Origin of the sequence: Pseudomonas sp. NPDC089395 (genome assembly GCF_044749525.1) — a bacterium.
Lineage (GTDB): Bacteria > Pseudomonadota > Gammaproteobacteria > Pseudomonadales > Pseudomonadaceae > Aquipseudomonas.
Genome location: NZ_JBIVID010000003.1, coordinates 88,288 through 107,515, shown reverse-complemented (window position 1 = coordinate 107,515; position 19,228 = coordinate 88,288). Strand labels below are relative to the sequence as shown.

The following is a 19,228-nucleotide window of genomic DNA, read 5'->3' as shown; positions in this document are numbered from 1 at the left end:
GGATGCTGGCGATGACCCTCATTACCTCCGCGGTACGCCTGACACCCGTCGCTCAAATCGCCTCCCGCGCCCCCCAGGTCGCCAGCACCCGCTCGCCCCAAGCATTGACCGTGCGCCCCAGCACCGTGGTCAGCCTTGGCCAGCAGCCCACCAGCCTCGAACCCCGGACCTACACCGCCAAAGGCACGCTCCAAGCGGTGCAGGGCCAGTACGTATGGGAGCAGAACGGCCTCGACAAGCTCAGCATGTACATGCACAGCGCAGTCCAGTCGACTTCCCCTGCAGGACGCTTCCAGGGCCTTGGCGCCGCCCTGCTCGAACAGTTGGCGGCCGACGGCGGGCAACGGATTTCCCAGTCGGGCCTGGCAGTCAACGACGGCACGGCAACCGAGCCCTTGCTGCTGGGCATGCAACAAGCCAGGCTGCGCGAGCATGCCACAAACAGTGTGACCTTCCAGCTCACCAGCGCATCGGGCGCCACTATCTCCCTGGGTCTGTACAGCAGCGACGCGGGCCTCGCGGTCGACGCCGACGTACAAGGCGGCACATTGACCCGCGAAGAACTCAAAGGCCTGGCAGCCTTGGCAGACAGCTTCCAGTCCGCCATCAACGGCCTGACCCGGGAGCCCCCTCAGCTGCAACTGGGCGCGCTGGTCGAGCTCGACCCAAGCCTGTTCACTGGCGTGCAGATGAACGCCAAGCTGGACACCGCCAGCGCAACCCCGCAGACCTTTGACCTGCACCTGGACGAACACACCCGCAACCTGAAGCTGCAAGGCCCGAGCGGCGAGGTGAAGATGAACCTCGATACCCAGGGCGGTACCCTGATCGGCAGCCAGGCACAGCGCCAGGCCGCGGTGGCCAATTACCTGACCCAGTTCGATGCCGCCCAGCAGCGCGGCCAAGGTGATGAGCAGTTGATGGCCCTGTTCAAGGATGCCTTTAGCCAGCTCAACCGTGTGGATGACGTCAGCCCTCGCCCATCCGGGCATGACACGGCGCAGAACAAGGTCAGCCGCACGCTGTTGAGCGGCCTGGCCGACTTCGATGCCTCGATCACGCAAACTGTGCAGAAGATCAACCCGCTGCGGCCTGAGGAGGCGGATCACTTCGACTACAAGGTCTCGCAGTCAACCAGCCGCAAAGGCAATGCCGCAAACCTGACCGTGCAGCAGGATCAGCAAGCCAGCCTGAAGGCGGCCTGGCACAAGGGCCTCAACCCGCTGGTGGACCTGATGCTTACCCGTGACAGCAAATCGCAGAACTACCGCTATCACGAGGTCGAGGACGTTTCGCACAGCACCACCCGCCTGGCGTTCACCAACAACGCGCTGGTGGAAGCCAGCGCCTCTCAGGAGGCCAGCCAGCAGGAGCGTGTGCGGACCTATCAGGAAGGGGTTGTGCAGTCGGATGTCACCAACCGTACTTCGGCGGATCAATCGCGCGACTTGCTGAACCTGCTTGAAGCGCTACTCGATCAGGACCGAGCCGCACGGCGCACGGGCGCGGCTTCGACACTGGAGAACCAGCTGGAGGGGCTGCGCCACCTGTGGCTGTTGCAGTCCGTGCCGGGGCAAATAGCGCCGTGACGGCCATCGGCCCGCCCTTTGGCGGGCCGGTGAGTTGTTGACACCCGGCTTAGCCGAGCGCCCAGCCTTGGCGTAGCACCGCCTCGCGGCTCAGCTCGATGATCAGGTCACGCTCCGCCGTTTCACGCTCGGTCACTACCTGCTCCACCTGTTGCAGGTAAGCCTGATCGGGCATTGTCGCCCCCTGCTCTAGTAACGCCTGCAAACGCTGGTGAAACGGTGCGTCCATGCGTTCGAAGCGCGCCGCCTGCTGCGTATGCAGATGTTCCACCCAGAACTCCCGGTCAGCCAGTGCTTCGGCCAATGCCTGCGGGGTTTCCTCCCGCAACACCTCGGCCCGGGCGGCTCCAAGGTCCGCTGCGGTTACCCCGCTAAAGGTCTGAAATGCCAAATTCCCGGGTTGCGCAGGCAAATCCAGACTGTCTGCCAGTCTGACGCGATAGGTCAGATAAACCTCGACGGGATCGTTCGACGCCAGCTCGGCCACGTGCCGGGCAGCGATAGCATTGACCCGATCGAGGCGATACAGCGAGCGTCCCAGGGCCGCCAGCGCTTGTTCACTGGCAACACTCAGGGCTTGCGCATTGGCCCTGGCGACCAAAGCGCCGACCTCCAACTCGCTGAGCGTCATCAGAAATTCGTCACTGCAGGTACGCGGGCCGCTGACCAGCTCGAACAAGCGACTGCGCACCTCGGCATGTTGCTCGCAGGCATCGATGATGTGCCACACCCGGGTCTGCACGTCGCGGGGCTGGCTCTCGTACTCGCGTGTGTCGAGCAGGTCACCAAAGAAACGCACCAGGTCCTCCGAGCCCGGCGCCTGCTGCAAGCGCTGCCATTGCGCCAGCCGTTGTTCACGCTGCGCAGGCGTGAAGCCGCGCAGCCACATATCGTCAGGGCTGCGGCCCGGCTGGCCATGGATCAAGCGTGACGAGGCCCCCGCATTGGCACTTTGGCGAGCACGCTGCAGGCGCAATGCACTGTCCTCGGTGAGTGGATTGTCATGCAGGTGCAGGCGCCGCAACAAACGTGGTGAATAGCCAAACAGCTCGTCAGGCAGTACGCTGATCTGGTTGTCGCGCATGTCCAGCTCTTGCAGGTGGCCATGCACGGAGAGTTCCGCTGGCAGCTCCTGCACACCGGTTCGACGCAATGACAAGCGTCGCAGCTGCACGAACGAACCCAGTGGTGGCAGCATGCCGATGGGATTGCCGTTCAGGTCCAGGCGCCGCAGGCCAGTCAACTGCCCCAGGCGCAGATTGTCTTCGGCCGTGAGCACGATGCGGTTGTTGCCCAGACGCAGGTTTCTCAGCGCGGCCAAGTGTTCGATGCCCGCGGGAAGCCGGGTCAATCGATTGTCCCTGAGGTCGAGGTTGCGAACACCGGAAAAACGGCCAAGCAGGGAGGTATCCAGTGCATCGAGCTGCATGTTGCGTAGGGTCAGGTGGGTGATGTGGCTGAAGTCGACGCCAGCAGGCAACAGCGGCAGCGCGCCCACTCGGTCGCCTTCGATGGTCAGGTGGAAATCACCCTCCACCATGCCGGGGTACATGCGCCGCCAACTGCCGAGGATACGCCTGGCGACCCAGGCACGGCGCAGGCGACGGATCAGCCCCTGACCCGACTCATTGCGCCAGGCGTGCAATGCTTGCTGCAGGGCCTCCCTGCCCTGGCGCAGCTGGCTGAAGTGCTGCCAAGGGTCGACCTGGCGCTGTGCCAAGCCCTGCAGGTAACGCTCCAGCTGGTCATCGTCGAGCAGCGGGAAGAGCTGGCCCAAGCCCTGCAGCAATGCCTGCCGGCCACCCTGGCCGCGGCCACTGAGCGGATAGCCCAGGCGCCCGTCCAGCAAACGCTGCGGAGGGCGAATACCCTGCCCGACAGGCGCCAAGCCGATTTGCCTGGCCAGCGCCTCGCGGTCCACTACAACGCCTTCGGCGATCGTCTCTTGCTGGTACAGGGCGGCACACGCGCGGTCCAGCCGGCTGTCGCGGATGGCCCAGCGCGCCCGCTCGGCCAGGCCCAAGGGCACACGTTGCGCAGTCAGCAGGCTGTCCAGCTCGACACTGCTGGCCTGCTCGACGATTTCCCGCGCACAGCGCGGTGTAAGGCCGGTAAAGTCGCGCATCAACACTTGGTCGGCAGGCTGCGGATGGACCTGGCGGTTGTTGAAGAGTTCTTCGAACGCGTCGCCTTGCACCTGCGGATAACGCGCGTGCAACTGCTGACGTTCGATGACATCCAGCAGACGCGCGGGCGGTGGCGCGTTTTCCAGGTGCAACCGACGCAGGCGGTCGGTATCGAAGCCCGTGCTGCGCAGCGCGCTCTGCGCCTCTTGTTCACTGATCACAGCCGTCCGGCTGGCCAGGCGTCGCACCAGATACACAGGGTCATCCCAGTAGCGCGGGCGTTCGAACTCATGCCGCCAGTCCCCGGCATCGTTGTGTTCCAGCCGTGGTGAATAGGCATCGGGCTGGGCAGGGTGGCGGATTTGCCAGTCGCCGCCTGCCGAATCCTGTGCCACCACATACACCCCTTCGTGCAGGCGCCTGTGCTGCCGGCCACCCTGGCGAATGGTCTGGCCCACATCCATTGCCTGCTCACCCTCCTCCACGGCAAAACCTGGCAGACCAGGGTCACACAGGCGCAGCCGACCATCGGCAAGGGCCACCGGCAGCAGGCCGTCGACCTTGCTCACCCGCTGGACAAGCTTGCCCAAGCCATGGGCCGCGCCGGCAGTGATGCCAACCAGCGCGACCGTTTCGGCGACATTGAACAGATGCCCCAGGGCAGCCTCCCGGTCTCCCAGCTGCCAATCTTCATAGCCCTCATAAACATCGGCGGCGATCTGTACCGCGATGACGCCGAGCATCACTTCTCCAAGTCCCGGCACGAAGAACGCCGCCAGCCCCAACAAGTCCAGCCCCAACTCCAGGTAGGCATGCAAACGGGCGCGGCGGTCCTCGCTGTCTTCGTCTCCGGTTGGCACTGCCAGCACCCGAGCGTCATCCAGCATCTTGTCGAGCTGCTCCCGACGCAGGCTGGCAAACACGTCACCCTCGATTGCGAAGTGCCGGCCATCGACCTCAAGCGGCACATCGTTGCCGCCCTTGGCCAGGCGCGCCTTGAGTACGGTGTTGAAACCGACCCGGTCGCGCTCGGCGATCAGGCGCTGGATGTAAATGCGGTAACCACCACTGCGCAGGCGCAAGCCCAGAGTGAGGTACAGCGTCTGCCAGCTGGCGTGCCAGCTCAGAGGGGCATAGGGGTCGTCCGGCAACCAGGCGATCACGCCGAGCAGCTTGTCCGCCTGGCGCAGTTCCATGGCCAGAGCACCGATCACCCGCTTGCCAAGCAAGCGGAGGCTGTGACAGTGCAGTGTCGCAGCGCCCGGCTGTTGCGCGGTAAGCAGGTGCAGGATGGGCTGGAACGTCGCCTGATCGATGTCGTTCCGGGCCCTGGCGACAACAGCAGCCACTTCAAGGTTGATGCGCAGGGCTTGTTCCATGGCCGTCGCGACAGCCGGCCCTGCGGCCTCATCCAACAGGTGCGATTTCAGATGGTTCTGATACTGCAGCCCAAGGTCCAGGCTGCGACAGATTTCAGCGAAGCGCATCGGGGTCATGGCCAGCGGCTGGCCGTGCGCATCGAGCAGGCACGAGCCACGGGCGAAGCCTGCGGCTGCCGTTTCGCACTGGTGGAAGTTATGCAGCGCGGCGGCGAGCAGTGTCTGGCGCTGTTCGGTGCGTGTGAAGCTGGGCGGCAAGCTGGCGGCAATCGGTGGGTTCGGCCGGAAATGCACCACGTTCAGTTGAGCCGTGCGCAGATCCACCTCGACAAGCCCTGCGTCGGCCAGGGCTTGCGAGAGCAAGGGTTCGGCGAAGCGATCCATGGGTGTGACGGCGGCAAGCGCCCGCTTCAACTGGACCTGGGCCTGCTGCTGTCGAGCCACACAGGTGCGCAACTGCACCAGTAGCTCAGGCGTTGTGCCGGTCAGCCAGCTTGGCAGTTGTCGGGCAATCAATGCATCGATGGAGTCCGGGGCGATTGGAGAGTCAGTCATGGGGCGAGGTCCGTTCTGGAGAAGGAACGGCAGCTAGCCTGAAAGAACCTGTTGGAAGGCTATATTTATGTACGTTTCGCACAACCCGTATGGCCATTCGTGATTGCAACGCAAATGACCTTGGTTCGCGGGCCCCTTAATCATCACGCCTCGAACCCGCACACTGGCTGTCACTCGAAACATCGACCGGGCCACGGCCCGCTGAATTCAGGAGCAGCCCCCATGAGCATCCCATCCTTCGGTCTCGGCACCTTCCGCCTCACTGGCCAAGCCGTCATCGATTCGGTCAAGTCCGCCCTGGAACTGGGCTACCGGGTCATCGACACCGCGCAGATCTACAAGAACGAAGCCGAAGTCGGCCAAGCCATCGCCGACAGCGGCGTACCGCGCAGCGAGCTGTTCATCACCACCAAGATCTGGGTCGAGAACTACGCCGCCGACAAACTGATCCCCAGCTTGCGCGAGAGCCTGACCAAGCTGCGCACCGATCACGTCGACCTGCTGCTGATCCACTGGCCGGCGCCTGGCAACGGCGTTGAATTGCCCGAATACATGGGCGCACTGGCCGAAGCGAAAAAGCTTGGGCTGACGCGGCAGATCGGTGTCTCCAACTTCAATATCGCGCTGACCCAACAGGCCATCGACGTGGTGGGCGCAGGTGAGATCGCCACCAACCAGATCGAACTCAGCCCCTACCTGCAGAACAGCAAGCTGGCTGGCTTCCTCAAGCAGCAGGGCATCACCGTCACCTCCTACATGACCCTGGCCTACGGCAAGGTGCTGAAAGACCCGGTGCTGGCCGAGATTGCCGCCAAGCACAAGTCCACCGTTGCCCAGGTGGCCCTGGCCTGGGCCATGCAGCTGGGTTACGCGGTCATTCCTTCGTCCACCAAACGCGAGAACCTGGCAAGCAACCTGCTTGCCCGCGACCTGCACCTGGACGCGGATGACATGGCCCGAATCGCCACGCTCGAACGCGGTGGCCGTGAAGTCAGCCCGGATGGGCTGGCACCGGAGTGGGACTGATCAGCGATGAGCACACTCTCGCCTAAACGGGTCTTGTTGGCCCTGGCCATCGGCGCCTTCGGCATCGGCACAACCGAGTTCACACCGATGGGCCTGCTGCCGGTCATTGCCGAAGGCGTGGATGTCAGCATTCCCAGCGCGGGGATGCTGATTACCGCGTACGCCATCGGGGTCATGGTCGGCGCGCCAATCATGACGCTGCTGTTCAGCCGCTTCGGCAAACGTGCCGCGCTGATGGCGCTGATGGCCATCTTCACCCTTGGCAACCTATTGTCGGCACTCTCGCCGGACTACTACACCCTGCTCGCCTCGCGCCTGGTCACCAGCCTCAACCACGGGGCCTTCTTCGGCCTCGGCGCGGTGGTCGCGGCCAGCGTCGTGCCCAAGGACAAGCAGGCCAGCGCGGTCGCCACCATGTTCATGGGCCTGACCATCGCCAATATTGGCGGCGTGCCGGCCGCCACCTGGATTGGCCAGCAAGTCGGCTGGCGCATGGCGTTCGCAGGTACTGCCGTGCTTGGCCTGCTGGCCATGGCCGCCCTGTGGTATGCCTTGCCCAAGGGTGAGCGCGGCAGCGTGCCCCACGTGCGCAAGGAACTGGCCGTGATCGCCCGCCCCAACGTCCTGCTGGCGATGGCCACCACCGTGCTCGGCGCCGGCGCCATGTTCACCCTGTACACCTACGTGGCGCCGGTGCTGGCCGAACTGACCGGCGCTTCGGACAGCTTCGTCACCCTTGGCCTGGTACTGATCGGGGTCGGCTTCACTCTGGGCAACAGCCTGGGAGGTCGCCTGGCCGACTGGTCGCTGGACGGCGCGGCGCGCATTTTCCTCGGCGCCCTGGCGCTGATCATGCTGCTGATGCCACTGGTGCTCGGTAACCACCTCGGTGCCGCCGTCGCCTTGCTGGTGTGGGGCGTGTTCACCTTCGCGGTGGTTCCGCCGCTGCAGATGCGGGTAATGACCGCAGCCGCCGAGGCGCCTGGCCTGGCATCGTCGATCAACGTCGGTGCATTCAACCTGGGCAATGCCGTGGGCGCGGCCCTGGGCGGCGCAGTGATCAGCCTGGACCTGGGCTATGCGGCGGTTCCGATGGCGGGCGGCATGCTGGCGGCTGCCGGCTTGTTGCTGGTGTGGCTGGGCGGGCGCGGCAAAGTGGCTGACCAGGCCCTGACCGGCATGGCCTGACCGACAACCGCCTGAGGCTGCGCCGCAGCCTCAGGACCTTCGGTTCCGGCTAGCGTTGCGTCTACCGAAATTATGAAATGTCGCGAGCGCCCATTCTCGCTCGCGCCCCCCGGTACTACGCTCCTACCTGCGAAATCAATCCGAGGAGCTCACCGATGTCCCGCCCCCCCTTGCCCCCTTTCACCCGCGAAAGCGCCATCGAAAAAGTCCGCTTGGCCGAGGACGGCTGGAACAGCCGCGACGCCGCCAAGGTGGCGCTTGCTTACACGCCCGATACCGTCTGGCGCAACCGTGTGGAGTTTCCCCGTGGTCGTGCGCAAGTGGAGGCCTTTCTGGTACGCAAGTGGAACCACGAACTGGACTATCGCCTGATCAAGGAGCTCTGGGCCTTCACCGGTAACCGCATCGCCGTGCGCTATGCGTATGAGTACCACGACGACAGCGGCCAGTGGTTCCGCGCCTATGGCAACGAGAACTGGGAATTTGCCGACGATGGCCTGATGCAGCATCGTCATTCGAGCATCAACGAACACCCGATCGCTGAATCGGACCGCAAATTCCACTGGCCCCTGGGCCGACGTCCGGACGATCACCCCGGCCTCAGCGACCTCGGGCTCTGACGGCGGTCAGCCGACCGGTAGCGTGACCTTGACTTCGAGCCCGCCAACCGGGCGATTGCTCAGGGTCATGCTACCGCCCTGCTCGAGCACGATGGCGCGGGCTGCGGGCAAGCCGAGGCCAACGCCGCCGGTGTCCTTGTTGCGCGAACCTTCGATGCGAAAGTACGGCTCGAACACACGCTCCTGCAGGTGCGTCGCAATGCCCGGACCACGGTCGAGCACGCGGATGACGATCTGCTCGGCATCGACCGTCAGCTGGACCGCAGGCTCGCAGGCGTACTTCGCGGCGTTGTCGAGCAGGTTGACCACCACCCGTTTGATACCAATTGGCCGGCCAACGTAGACGCAGCGCTGCGGCCCGCTGTAGGTGACATCCACGCCCGCATCCTTGAAATCGTCGACCGCCGTCAGCAGCAGCCCGCCCAGGTCGAAGGCGGTGACCTGCTCCAGCCGCGCATCATCGCGGAAGAACTGCAATGCGGCGTCGACCATCGCCTGCATCTCGTCCACGTCCTTGAACATTTTCGCCTGCAGTTCGGTATCCTCGATGAACTCGCCGCGCAAGCGCATGCGCGTCAGCGGCGCGCGCAAGTCATGGGAGATCGCCGCCAGCATCTGCGTGCGGTCATCGATGAAATGCTTGAGCTGGGCCTGGGTGGCATTGAACGCGAGGATGGCCTGACGCAGGTCGTGGGGGCCGACCACTGGAATCGGTGGTGCGTTGAAATCCTTGCCAAAGCGCCGTGCGCCTTCGGTAAAGCGCTCCAGCGGATCGGCCAGATAACGCGCGGCGAACCAGGCCACGGCAAGGCTGGAGACCATCATCAGCGCCAGGATGATCAAGTTGCGCGGCAGCTCATCCAAACCCCAGCTGCGATCGTTGACATGAAACTGCACCCACGACTGGTCCGAGAGCTGGACCAGCAGGGCATAACCGCGCTGGGATGCCGGCAGGTTCTCGGGCCCGAACACCTCGATCTGCACATTCGGGCGCTGCAACAGGTCGCTCAGTATCATCGCGCCTTTATGGACGTCGCGCTCCACCTGCACCGGCAAGCCGGACTCGTCACGCCGCCGCAGCCATTGCACGCTGTACGACCCATCGCCGGCGGCGCTGGCGATGGTCGCGCGCTGCGCCATGGCGGCGGCGTCGATCATGCGGGTGACGGTGGCGATCTTTTCGATGACACCGCTTTCCAGCAACGGCGGTTGTGCCCAGACGCCCAGCACCAGGCTGAACAGCCACTTGAGCAGCAGCAGGCTCAGCATGGCCGCCAGGGTGGTCAGCGCGATCCAGCGGGCAATGGTGATACGTGGCCGGGGCATGGCCTTGCGTGCCCAGGCAAGCCAGCTCATCGCTTGTTCACATGGGCGGTGAACAGATACCCGACATTGCGCAAGGTGCGGATCAGCGGCTCGCTGTCGCCATCGGTTTCAAGCTTGCGGCGCAGCCGGCTCACTTGCACGTCGATGCTACGGTCGCAGGCGTCGTGTGCCTCGCCCCGCGCCAGGTCCAGCAACTGCTGGCGACTGAGCACGCGCCGGGGGTGCTCGGCGAACACCAGCAGCAGTTCGAACTCACCGTTGGACAAGGGAATCAGGACGTTCTCCGGCGAGCGCAGTTCACGCCGCATCACATCCAGCTGCCAGCCCGAAAACTCGAGGAATGTCCGGGGATTGGTCGGCGCGTTGCTGGTACTTTCGCTCGCCCGGCGCAGCACCGCGCGCACCCTGGCCAGCAGCTCTCGGGCGGCGAACGGTTTGGTCAGGTAGTCGTCCGCGCCCAGCTCCAGCCCGACCACCCGATCACTCAACTCACCCATGGCGGTGAGCATGATCACGCCGACCTTGTATTCGGTGCGCAGGCGTTGGCACAGCACCAGGCCACTGTCGCCCGGGAGCATCACATCGAGAATGACCAGGTCCGGCACGCGCCGTTCAAGCGCCTGCCAGAGGCCCTTGCCATCACAGGCAACATCGACTTCATAACCCTGCTGACGGAGGAACTTCTGGAGCAGGTCGAGCACTTCGACATCATCGTCGACAATTAGTAAATAACTCACGCCGGGGCACCGCGAACAAAGTTAAATAAGACGTACTGTAATGCCATCATCCGGCATCCGTCATATATTTCTACGCTGCAATAAAGTGTCTGCAGCGAGATAATTCGGACATTCCCAGGCAATCAATCATCGGCAGCATTGGCACCAGTTCTTGACTGGAATCTGCCCCATGCCCAAGTCTTCTTCAGCCTACAAAACGGTTCTCGCCCTGACCTTGCTCGCCGCCGGTGGCTGCAGCAATCGCCCGCCTGCCAGTGCCTGCGGGCACATGGCCTATCAGGTCAGCGACCCGGCCGAACCGGCCAACCGCGCCGTGTTCGCCTTCAACCGAAGTGTCGATAACTACGCGCTGGCCCCCATCGCTCGCGGCTACAAGCACTTGCCCGACTTCACCCGCCAAGGCGTGCACAACTTCACGACCAACTTCGGCGAGCCGAAAGTCTTCGTCAACGACGTACTGCAAGGCAATGGCGAGCGGGCGATGACCAGCCTGTCACGCTTCATGTTCAACACCACCCTGGGTGTGGCCGGCCTGTTCGATGTGTCGAGCAAGATGGGCCTGGCTCGCCACACCTCGGACTTCGGCCAGACCTTCGCCGTATGGGACATGGCCGATGGCCCGATCGTCGAACTGCCGGTGCTGGGCTCGCACAACCTGCGGGATGCCACCGGCACGGTGCTGGGCCTGGCGCTCAATCCATTCGGCGACAACAGCGACACGGTCAGTACGATGACCAGCGTGGCATCGGCCGGCGGCCTGGTGGACGGTCGCGCGACAGCACTGCCGGTGACCGACATGTTGCGCCTGCAGCCCGATTACTACAGCGCATTGCGTAACTACACCGCGCAACAGCGCGCCGACCGGGTGGCCGAGGCCGAGATTGGCGCGCCGGGCAAACGCCCGTCGAGCTGCCAGGAGATGAACAGCGATGAATGATGTAGTCCAGTCCCCGGTGCTGCTGTTCCGCCGCCTGGAGAGTGACGCCAGGCAGGCGCTGCTGCACGAGCTCGAGGCGCGGGTGTCCGACGATGGTCGAGACCTGATCGTGAGCCGCTACCGCGAGCGGTATGGCAACGGCAATGCACTGCAACGTCATGAAGTACACCGCCGCGTGCCGATTGCCACGCTGCTGAAGTGGATGGCCAGAGAAGGCATGTCGCTCTAGCCATCCTCTGGCCAGGGTTCACAACGCCATCTTGTTGACGGCCGCGACCAGCAGCGGCCCCAGCTGCTCGTCAGTCATCGCCGGGCAGACGTGCATCTGCATCAGGTCGCTCCAATCCAGCGTCCATTGCAATACCGGGGCGAGTTCATCGCTTTCGACCACGGCAAACCCCAGTAGCTGCCCCACGGCATACCAGCGGCCCAGTACCTTCAGGCTGGCAGGCGCCACCCCGCCCGTCTCGGCGAAGCGGGCCATGGCGGCATTGCGGTTTTCCGGGGCGATGGTCCAGTGGATGATGAACAACATGTGGCACCTCCCAGTTGCTCGGCACCTGTGCGTTACGCCCGCCCTGGGGCACCGTGGCCAGGGGCGAGTGAGTGCGCCAAGGTTAGGCATAGCAGCGCTGGCGCCATTTGCACGGTTGGCCGTCGGTGGAACACGGATTGATGGGTTGTCCGTACGGGCCCTATCGCCGGCAAGCCGGCGATGAAGCCCAAGGTAATGTCCGAAACGCGCTAGTGAGTGCCCGTTCGACGTGAGACAGACAAAAGCAGCGCTGGCTATCCTCCAGCGGCAATGCCTTGCCCTCATTCGAAAAAGAGCCACGCCCATGACGACTTCCGCCGCCACTACGGCCTCGGCCTCCGTGCCCAGCGATCAACCCCAGGGGTTCCTGGTGAGCATCGTTGGCGCCGCCGCCTTCGCGCACCTGCTCAATGACCTGATCCAGGCCGTGCTGCCCTCGATCTACCCCATGCTCAAGAGCGACTTCTCGCTGAGCTTCGCCCAGATCGGCTGGATCGCCCTGATCTACCAGGTGACCGCCTCGCTGCTGCAACCCTGGGTGGGCATGTACACCGACAAGCACCCGCAACCCTACCTGCTGCCCGCCGGCATGCTGGTGACCCTGGTCGGCATTGCCCTGCTCGCCTTCGCCGACAGCTACACCCTGCTGCTGGTGGCGGCGGCGGTGGTCGGTGTCGGCTCGGCTACCTTCCACCCCGAAGCTTCGCGGGTGGCGCGGATGGCCTCTGGCGGGCGCTTCGGCACCGCGCAATCGACCTTCCAGGTCGGCGGGAATACCGGCTCGGCCATCGGTCCCTTGCTGACCGCCGCCATCATCATCCCCTACGGCCAATCGGCCATCGCCTGGTTCATGCTGGCCGCCGCGCTGGCGGTGTGCGTGCTGCTGCGGGTCACCGGCTGGACCGTGCGCCACGGCCAGACCCGACTCAAGACTTTCGCCGGCCAGCAGGCCCCCGGGCTGTCCAAGGGCGCCATGTGGCGCGCCGTCGGGGTGATCGCGGTACTGATGTTCGCCAAGTTCGTGTACATCGCCTCGTTCACCAACTACTTCACCTTCTACCTGATCGAACATTTCGGCCTGAGCGTGCAGCAAAGCCAGCTGTACCTGTTCGTGTTCCTCGCCGCCGTGGCCCTGGGCACCTTCGCCGGCGGACCGGTGGGCGACCGCATCGGGCGCAAGGCGGTGATCTGGGTCTCGTTCCTGGGCGTAGCTCCCTTCGCCCTCGCCCTGCCCCACGCCAACCTGGCCTGGACGGCGGTGCTGGCGGTGGCCATCGGCCTGGTGATGTCCTCGGCGTTCGCCGCCTTGGTGGTGTATGCCCAGGAAGCCGTACCGGGCCGGGTCGGCATGGTGTCCGGGGTGATGTTCGGCCTGATGTTCGGCATCAGCGGCGTCGGCGCTGCCGGGCTCGGTGTGCTGGCCGACCGGCACGGCATCGAGTGGGTGTATCAGGCGATCGCGTTCCTGCCATTGCTCGGGTTTGCCACCGCACTGCTGCCGGCAACCCGCAGCAAAGCGCGGCCGGCCACCTGCTGCTAAGCTGGCCGCGCGGCAATGCGGCTGTACGGGAGCGCCATGGTCAAGCCCTTGAAAGACATGCTGGTGGAGGTGGATGAATGGTCCTGGGAAGTGGGCAGCCGTGCCACCGACTACCCGCCGGACTGGTACATCGCCCCGCATTCCCATGCCAAGCACCAGCTGATCTACGCCATCAAGGGCCTGATGATCGTGGAGTCGCAGGCCGAACGCTGGACCGTGCCGCCGAGTCGCGGCATCTGGATGCCCTGCGGGCAGGTACACGCCATCCGCTGCATTGGTGACGTGAAGATGCGCAGTGTGTTCGTGCGCCCCGACACGGCCGCGCAGTTGCCACCCCAGAGCAAGGCCATCAGCATCTCGCCGCTGCTCAGCGAATTGATCAAGGCCTCGGTGGACTTCAGCGGGCCCTTCGCCGAAGACTCGCGCGAGGCACGCATCATGCGCCTGATCCTCGACGAGATCAGCGTGCTGCCGACCCTGCCGCTGAAGCTGCTGCAGCCCAGCGACCCGCGCTTGCGGGCGATCTGCGCGGCGCTGCAGCAAAAGCCGGACGACCCCTCGACGGTGGCCGACTGGGGCCTGCACCTGGGTATCGGCGAAAAGACCATCCAACGCCTGTTCCGCAAGGAAACCGGCATGACCTTCGGCCAGTGGCGCCAGCAGGCGCGGCTGATGCAGGCGCTGGAGCGCATTGCCCTGGGCGAGCGCATCATCGACGTGGCGGGCACGCTGGGCTATGACAGCCCCAGTGCGTTTGCCAGTATGTTCAAGCGGCAGTTCGGGGTCAGTCCGAGTCAGTTTTTCAAGTAGCGGCGGACAGTGCAGACAGAAAACGCACGCCCAGGACACATCGCGCAGGCTTTTGCATCGGCCTGCACTTTGTAACATTCAGTTTCATCTCACCCCCGGAAAGTGGCCATCCCAAGCTCCCCTCTCGAGGCCACTTCCGTGTTGCAACGTCTGTTCTGTTCCCTGTCCCTGCTCACCCTCGCCATCTCCGCCGCCCACGCCGCCGATACGCTCGACACCCCGCGCCTGGCCGGCATGGACAACTTCCGCGACGTGGCCGGCACCACCACTGCCTACGGCACAAGCCATGATGGCGTGATGCGTGCAGGCGTGTTCTACCGCGCCAACGCCCTGACCCCGACCGCCGCCGACCTGGCCATCCTCAACGGCCTGGGTATCAGCGATGTGTTCGACCTGCGCACCCCCAGTGAAATCGCCGCAACGCCCGACACCCTCCCAGCCGGCGCCCATTACACCAACATCGACATCATCGGCAGCACCACCTCAGGCTCGAACATCACCAACATCTCATTCTCCAGCGCCGCCGAAGCCCGGGCGATGATGCAGCAGACCAACCGCGCTTTTGTCAGCGACGCCGGCATGCGCGGGCAGTTCACACAGCTGTTCAATGAACTGGCCAGTGCCGACGGCGCCGCGCTGTTCCACTGCACCGCCGGCAAGGACCGTACCGGCTGGACCGCGGCGGTGCTGCAGAGCATTGCGGGAGTCGATGACGCCACGATCATGAGCAACTACCTGGCCACCAACGACTACACCGCCGCCCGCGTGGCAGCGACCCTGGCGCACATGCCGGCGAGCATGGCCGAAGTCTACGCGCCGCTGCTCGGCGTCGAGGCCAGCTACCTGCAGGCCGGCCTGGACGAAGTGACAGCCGAGTACGGCAGCATGGACAACTACCTGAAGCAAGGTCTGGGCCTGAGCCAGGAAACGCTCTACGTGCTACGTGGCAAGATGGTGCGCTACGCCACCCTGCCCGGCGAGGCCGGCCTGCAGGGCAATGCCGCCGCCGGGGCGCGCTTGCTCGGGCAATTGCAGGACACGGCGCTGTCCGGCACCTACAGCGCCTACAACTATTACCTGCAATCGGCCATCGACGCCGGCACCCTCGGTGGCGTGGAGTCGACCGTCGGCGGTCAGGTACATGCCGACGCTGCCAGCTACCTGCTGCGCCAGGCGGCCATGATCGACCGTGCGGCGGCCCCGTTTGCCGATGGCAGCGACCTCAAGGTCGGCCAGTCGCGCCTGTGGAGCACCGCCCTGGCCGGTTACCTGGGTACCGATGGCTCGGCCCACGCCGCCAGCAGCAACGAGCACAGCCAAGGCTTGATGGTCGGCATGACCCAGCGATTCTCCGAACAGCTCAGCGCCCATGCTGGGATCGGCTACAGCCAAGGCAACGTGGGCGGTGCCGGTGGCGAAGCGGACACCGACCTGACCTTCCTGCGCCTCGGCGCCCGCTTTGCGCCAGGCAGCCTGGAGCAAGGCCTGTTCATCGACGCCAATGCCAGCGCCGGTTACCTCGACTACTCCAGCAAGCGCGAACTGGGTGGCGGCCTGGGCACGGCCAAAGGCGACAGCCATGGCACCCTGGCCGGAGGCAGCCTGGCGCTGGGCTATCGCCTCAACGCCAGTGGTATGGTGTTGGAGCCGAGCCTGGGCATGCGAGTAAGCCGAGTAGACCTGGCAGGGTTCACCGAGAAAGGCAGCGAATTGGCGTTGCAGGTGGACGACTTGAAAGAGACCCGTCGCAGTGCGTTCACCCACCTGAAGGCATCGCTCGCCCCGATGGCCATGGGCAGCTGGCAGCTGGTGCCGGGGATCGAAGTGGGCTACGACCACGCCCTCGGCGACCACCAGGTCGACAGCGAAGGCCACCTGCTGGGGCTGGATATCGAGCAGCGCGCGGCCTTCGACAATCGTGACCAGTTCAGCGCTGGCCTGAACCTGATGGCCAACCTGGGGGCAATGAGTGTCGGCGCCGAGGTGGTGGCCCTGGGCGGCGGAGACAGCCATGGGGTCAGTGGCAGCCTCAAGGCCAGCTACGCCTTCTGACCATTAGCGGGCCGCGCCCCTACATTCACCACATGCCTTGAAAGCAGTGATTTCCCTGTGGGAGCCAGCTTGCCGGCGATAGGGTCCTGCGCGGCTTTGTCTGCGCCGGCCTTATCGCCGGCAAGCCGGCTCCCACAGGGATCGCGAAAGTCTCGATTAGCTCAGCCGACGCCTGACCTGTGCTGGGCTCACTCCAAACGCCTGCTGAAAATAGTGGCTAAACCGCCCGGCATTGCTGAACCCATGCCGCAAGGCCACTTCCGCCACCGAACCACCCTCCTCGCTCGCCAACACCTGGCGCGCCTGCTCCAGGCGCACCTGGCGCTGATAGCCGACGATCGAGGTCCCGGCAAATCGGCGGAAACCCTCCTGCAGCGCCCGCAAGCTGACCTTGGCCAACCCTGCCAGCTCGCTGCCACTGGCCAGGTGGGTGGGATGTTCACGGATATACGCCATGGCCAGCTTCACGTGGCGCGGTGCGAGCGAGGGCGTGGGGCTGCGCAACGCCTCGCTGTAGTTGTGCGGCCAGGCTTCCAGCAGGGCGTCGACCAGCATTTCCTGCAAGCGCAGCGGCATCAGCACGCCGCTGTTGATCAGTGGGTCGAACTCGGTGCCGGTGGCCAGTTCGAGCAAGGCGCGAATGCCCTGGAAGGTCGCCACCTTGAGGTCCACCACCGGGGCGAAACGAACAGGCGCGGCCAATGGCCGCTCCAGCAGCGTCGAAAGCCGCTCGGCAAACAGCCCACGGCGAAGCGACATGCCGCACTGGGCGTGGCCCTCGGCAAAGCGCACGGAACGGATGTCGAGCTTGTCGACGGCCAGCCCCACCTGGGCACCGCCAATCGACTCGCCGCGGTGATCGAAAATGATCTTGCCCGCGGTGGGCAGCACGAAGGTGATTTCATCCTGGGGCGTGGGCAGAACGAGAGTGAAGTCGCCCTGGTAATGCATGCGCCGCACGCTCATGCCCTCGAAACGGCCATAGACACCGCCGACGGCGATGCCTTCCGGCAGGCGTGGCATGTCGGCGTAGAGGGTGCCGTGCAGTTGGGTGAACAGCGCAGCGAAATCGTCGCTGCGCATGTTGGTGGAGCGAAGCATGAACTGCTTGCGGGGCGTGCCGGGGGACACCGTGTCGTACACCTTGGGCTGGAAAGGGAAACGCACGCTATCAACTGGGCATTACAGGCGCGTGACGCTTCGCCCATCCCTTTATCGCGACGCTTGATCGACCTCGCCACACGCCCCCGAGGCTGGCAACAAGCGAATATCCACCCGACGGTTTGCGGCCCTCCCGGACGTCGTCTCATTACTGGTAAGCGGCTGGTTCGCCGCGGCCCCACGGACTGCAAAGCAACTGTCCGGGATATCACCCATCTGCTGCAGCCAATCCCTCACTGCGCTAGCGCGAGCACGGGACAACTCTAGATTCGCGCTGACCTCGCCACTGGCATCGGCATGCCCGGAGATCATGATCAACCAACCCGGTCTCGCTTTGATTTCGACCAGTGCGCTCATCAAAGACTTGGTGGAATCGGGCTTGAACTGCGCACTGCCTGGCGCAAAGAGGCTCAGGCTCTCTAGCTGGATTGGCTCTGGCGTAATCACCTGACTGGCTTGGTAAGCCTGCCAATACTGCCATCCGCCCACGCCCGACAATGCAATCACCAACCCCATCACCAATAGCCACGGCAGGAAACTGCGCTTCTTGGCTTGAGGTTCGATGACCAGCCTATACGTGTTTTGTAAAGGCGGCAGCAGCGCAGCAGGCGCCATGAAGTCCGATACAGGGCTGCTCGCCCAATGCTGTACCGGCACTGCCTGGAGGCGCTGCTCGGACATCCGTTGCATGAACAGATCGACCAGGCTACGCAGGCTCTGAAGTGGGGCCACCCTGACCGGCGCGACCTCAAACAGCCGAGATTCCAATTGGGCCAGCTCAACCGCCAGGTAATTGAGGGCCGACACTCTGTCCGGCCCCCAGTGCACCGTGCGCAACATAGGTTGCAGCTGAGCGAACAGCCCTCCAAGAAGATCAATGCGCACGGACGCCTGAAGTGGCCACAGGCGCGGCCACTCTTCGATCAGCCTTGCCAGTAGCGCCAGGCCTTCACCCATTCCCGCAAGTCCCGCGCGATGACTGCGCGCCAGGACAAAGGCCACAGCAGTCTGCAACTCCGCCCCATGCTGTTCGAAGATGTCGAGGCATGCCCTTTCGATTTTCACCCAATCCACATCCGGGCAAGCCGGATGATTCAATTTGGCCAACTCCTGTTGGATGGCCTTGAACTGATCCAGGGCGCGCGGATCACCCCCCATTCGAATACGCACTTCAAACAACGGCGACATCAGTTTCCTCCGGTCCCTACGAATTCGACAGGTAACCCTGCTGCTTGAGGTGGCGCACCAGCACTTTTCCCTCGGGCGCAAGGGTCGTCCCGAATGTCATGCGCTCACCATTTTTCAGTTGTACGTCCAGGGTGTACTCAAGGTGGCCAGCCCGTGTCTGCGGCAGCATGTCTATGTCGACTGCGGCCAAGCGCGGCTCGTACTTGAGCAAGGTGCCGACCAGGGTCGTCATCATCACGTGCGCGGTGGCAGGTAACCCCTGCAAGATGGTCCCCATGTCAGGCAGCCCGTAGTCCGGCAAGTGGGACAGGGCCCCGGCGCGGCTGTTGAGGATGCGCTGAAGATTGTCCAGCACAGAGAGCGTCTGCTGGTTCTCTGCATCGACACGATGAAGCTCCAGGTCGCCAGCAAAATTCTGCAGTAACAGCTCGTACAGTGAGGGCGTCGTTTCAGGCATCA

General features: G+C 64.4%; 16 protein-coding genes. 9 read left to right on the top strand and 7 right to left on the bottom strand.

Translation table 11 applies throughout. From position 1 onward, the window contains the following. Nucleotides 1-11 precede the first annotated feature (11 nt). A complete protein-coding gene (locus ACIPZG_RS08920; protein ID WP_400712446.1) occupies nt 12-1,589 on the top strand; it encodes a hypothetical protein in 1,578 nt (525 codons plus the stop codon). A gap of 49 nt (nt 1,590-1,638) precedes the next feature. On the opposite strand, the gene ACIPZG_RS08915 is transcribed toward ACIPZG_RS08920, so the two are convergent. Continuing rightward, nucleotides 1,639-5,649, bottom strand: a complete 4,011-nt coding sequence (locus ACIPZG_RS08915; RefSeq protein ID WP_400712443.1) for an NEL-type E3 ubiquitin ligase domain-containing protein — start codon at nt 5,647-5,649, stop codon at nt 1,639-1,641. A 222-nt stretch (nt 5,650-5,871) separates the two neighbouring features. Between ACIPZG_RS08915 and dkgB the strand changes: the two genes are divergently transcribed. The 3 genes from dkgB (at nt 5,872) to ACIPZG_RS08900 (ending at nt 8,483) form a co-directional block, all read left to right on the top strand. Further along, nucleotides 5,872-6,675, top strand: coding sequence for a 2,5-didehydrogluconate reductase DkgB (gene dkgB / locus ACIPZG_RS08910; protein ID WP_400712440.1), 804 nt, complete (start codon nt 5,872-5,874; stop codon nt 6,673-6,675). 6 nt (nt 6,676-6,681) lie between these two features. Next, the gene (locus tag ACIPZG_RS08905) at nt 6,682-7,863 is read left to right on the top strand and encodes an MFS transporter (protein ID WP_400712437.1); all 1,182 of its coding nucleotides are present in this window, start codon (nt 6,682-6,684) and stop codon (nt 7,861-7,863) included. 155 nt (nt 7,864-8,018) lie between these two features. Next, nucleotides 8,019-8,483, top strand: a complete 465-nt coding sequence (locus ACIPZG_RS08900) for a DUF1348 family protein (protein ID WP_400712434.1) — start codon at nt 8,019-8,021, stop codon at nt 8,481-8,483. Nucleotides 8,484-8,489: 6 nt separating this feature from the next. Here ACIPZG_RS08900 and ACIPZG_RS08895 read toward each other — a convergent pair whose 3' ends face one another. After that, the gene (locus ACIPZG_RS08895) at nt 8,490-9,839 is read right to left on the bottom strand and encodes an ATP-binding protein (protein ID WP_400712431.1); all 1,350 of its coding nucleotides are present in this window, start codon (nt 9,837-9,839) and stop codon (nt 8,490-8,492) included. Continuing rightward, nucleotides 9,836-10,546: a response regulator gene (locus ACIPZG_RS08890; RefSeq protein ID WP_400712428.1), complete on the bottom strand. Its 711-nt coding sequence runs from the start codon at nt 10,544-10,546 to the stop codon at nt 9,836-9,838. The genes ACIPZG_RS08895 and ACIPZG_RS08890 overlap by 4 nt, the downstream gene beginning before the upstream one ends. Nucleotides 10,547-10,715: 169 nt before the next feature. Between ACIPZG_RS08890 and ACIPZG_RS08885 the strand changes: the two genes are divergently transcribed. Continuing rightward, nucleotides 10,716-11,483: a VacJ family lipoprotein gene (locus ACIPZG_RS08885; RefSeq protein ID WP_400712425.1), complete on the top strand. Its 768-nt coding sequence runs from the start codon at nt 10,716-10,718 to the stop codon at nt 11,481-11,483. Further along, nucleotides 11,476-11,712: a hypothetical protein gene (locus tag ACIPZG_RS08880; RefSeq protein ID WP_400712422.1), complete on the top strand. Its 237-nt coding sequence runs from the start codon at nt 11,476-11,478 to the stop codon at nt 11,710-11,712. The genes ACIPZG_RS08885 and ACIPZG_RS08880 overlap by 8 nt, the downstream gene beginning before the upstream one ends. 18 nt (nt 11,713-11,730) lie before the next feature. On the opposite strand, the gene ACIPZG_RS08875 is transcribed toward ACIPZG_RS08880, so the two are convergent. After that, nucleotides 11,731-12,018: a DUF3303 domain-containing protein gene (locus ACIPZG_RS08875; RefSeq protein WP_008098825.1), complete on the bottom strand. Its 288-nt coding sequence runs from the start codon at nt 12,016-12,018 to the stop codon at nt 11,731-11,733. Nucleotides 12,019-12,322: 304 nt separating this feature from the next. Between ACIPZG_RS08875 and ACIPZG_RS08870 the strand changes: the two genes are divergently transcribed. From ACIPZG_RS08870 to ACIPZG_RS08860, 3 genes are all read left to right on the top strand, one after another. Next, nucleotides 12,323-13,558, top strand: a complete 1,236-nt coding sequence (locus tag ACIPZG_RS08870) for an MFS transporter (RefSeq protein ID WP_400712419.1) — start codon at nt 12,323-12,325, stop codon at nt 13,556-13,558. A 36-nt stretch (nt 13,559-13,594) separates the two neighbouring features. Then, entirely contained in the window at nt 13,595-14,368 is a 774-nt protein-coding gene (locus tag ACIPZG_RS08865) for an AraC family transcriptional regulator (RefSeq protein WP_400712416.1), read from the top strand. Between the two features lie 138 nt (nt 14,369-14,506). Continuing rightward, nucleotides 14,507-16,420: a tyrosine-protein phosphatase gene (locus tag ACIPZG_RS08860; RefSeq protein ID WP_400712413.1), complete on the top strand. Its 1,914-nt coding sequence runs from the start codon at nt 14,507-14,509 to the stop codon at nt 16,418-16,420. A gap of 156 nt (nt 16,421-16,576) precedes the next feature. On the opposite strand, the gene ACIPZG_RS08855 is transcribed toward ACIPZG_RS08860, so the two are convergent. The 3 genes from ACIPZG_RS08855 to tssE form a co-directional block, all read right to left on the bottom strand. After that, nucleotides 16,577-17,503, bottom strand: a complete 927-nt coding sequence (locus ACIPZG_RS08855; protein WP_400713291.1) for an AraC family transcriptional regulator — start codon at nt 17,501-17,503, stop codon at nt 16,577-16,579. A 129-nt stretch (nt 17,504-17,632) separates the two neighbouring features. Beyond that, nucleotides 17,633-18,769 (bottom strand): OmpA family protein, encoded by a 1,137-nt coding sequence (locus ACIPZG_RS08850; RefSeq protein ID WP_400712410.1) that lies wholly within the window; start codon nt 18,767-18,769, stop codon nt 17,633-17,635. 16 nt (nt 18,770-18,785) lie between these two features. Then, the gene (gene tssE / locus ACIPZG_RS08845; protein WP_400712407.1) at nt 18,786-19,226 is read right to left on the bottom strand and encodes a type VI secretion system baseplate subunit TssE; all 441 of its coding nucleotides are present in this window, start codon (nt 19,224-19,226) and stop codon (nt 18,786-18,788) included. Nucleotides 19,227-19,228 lie beyond the last annotated feature (2 nt).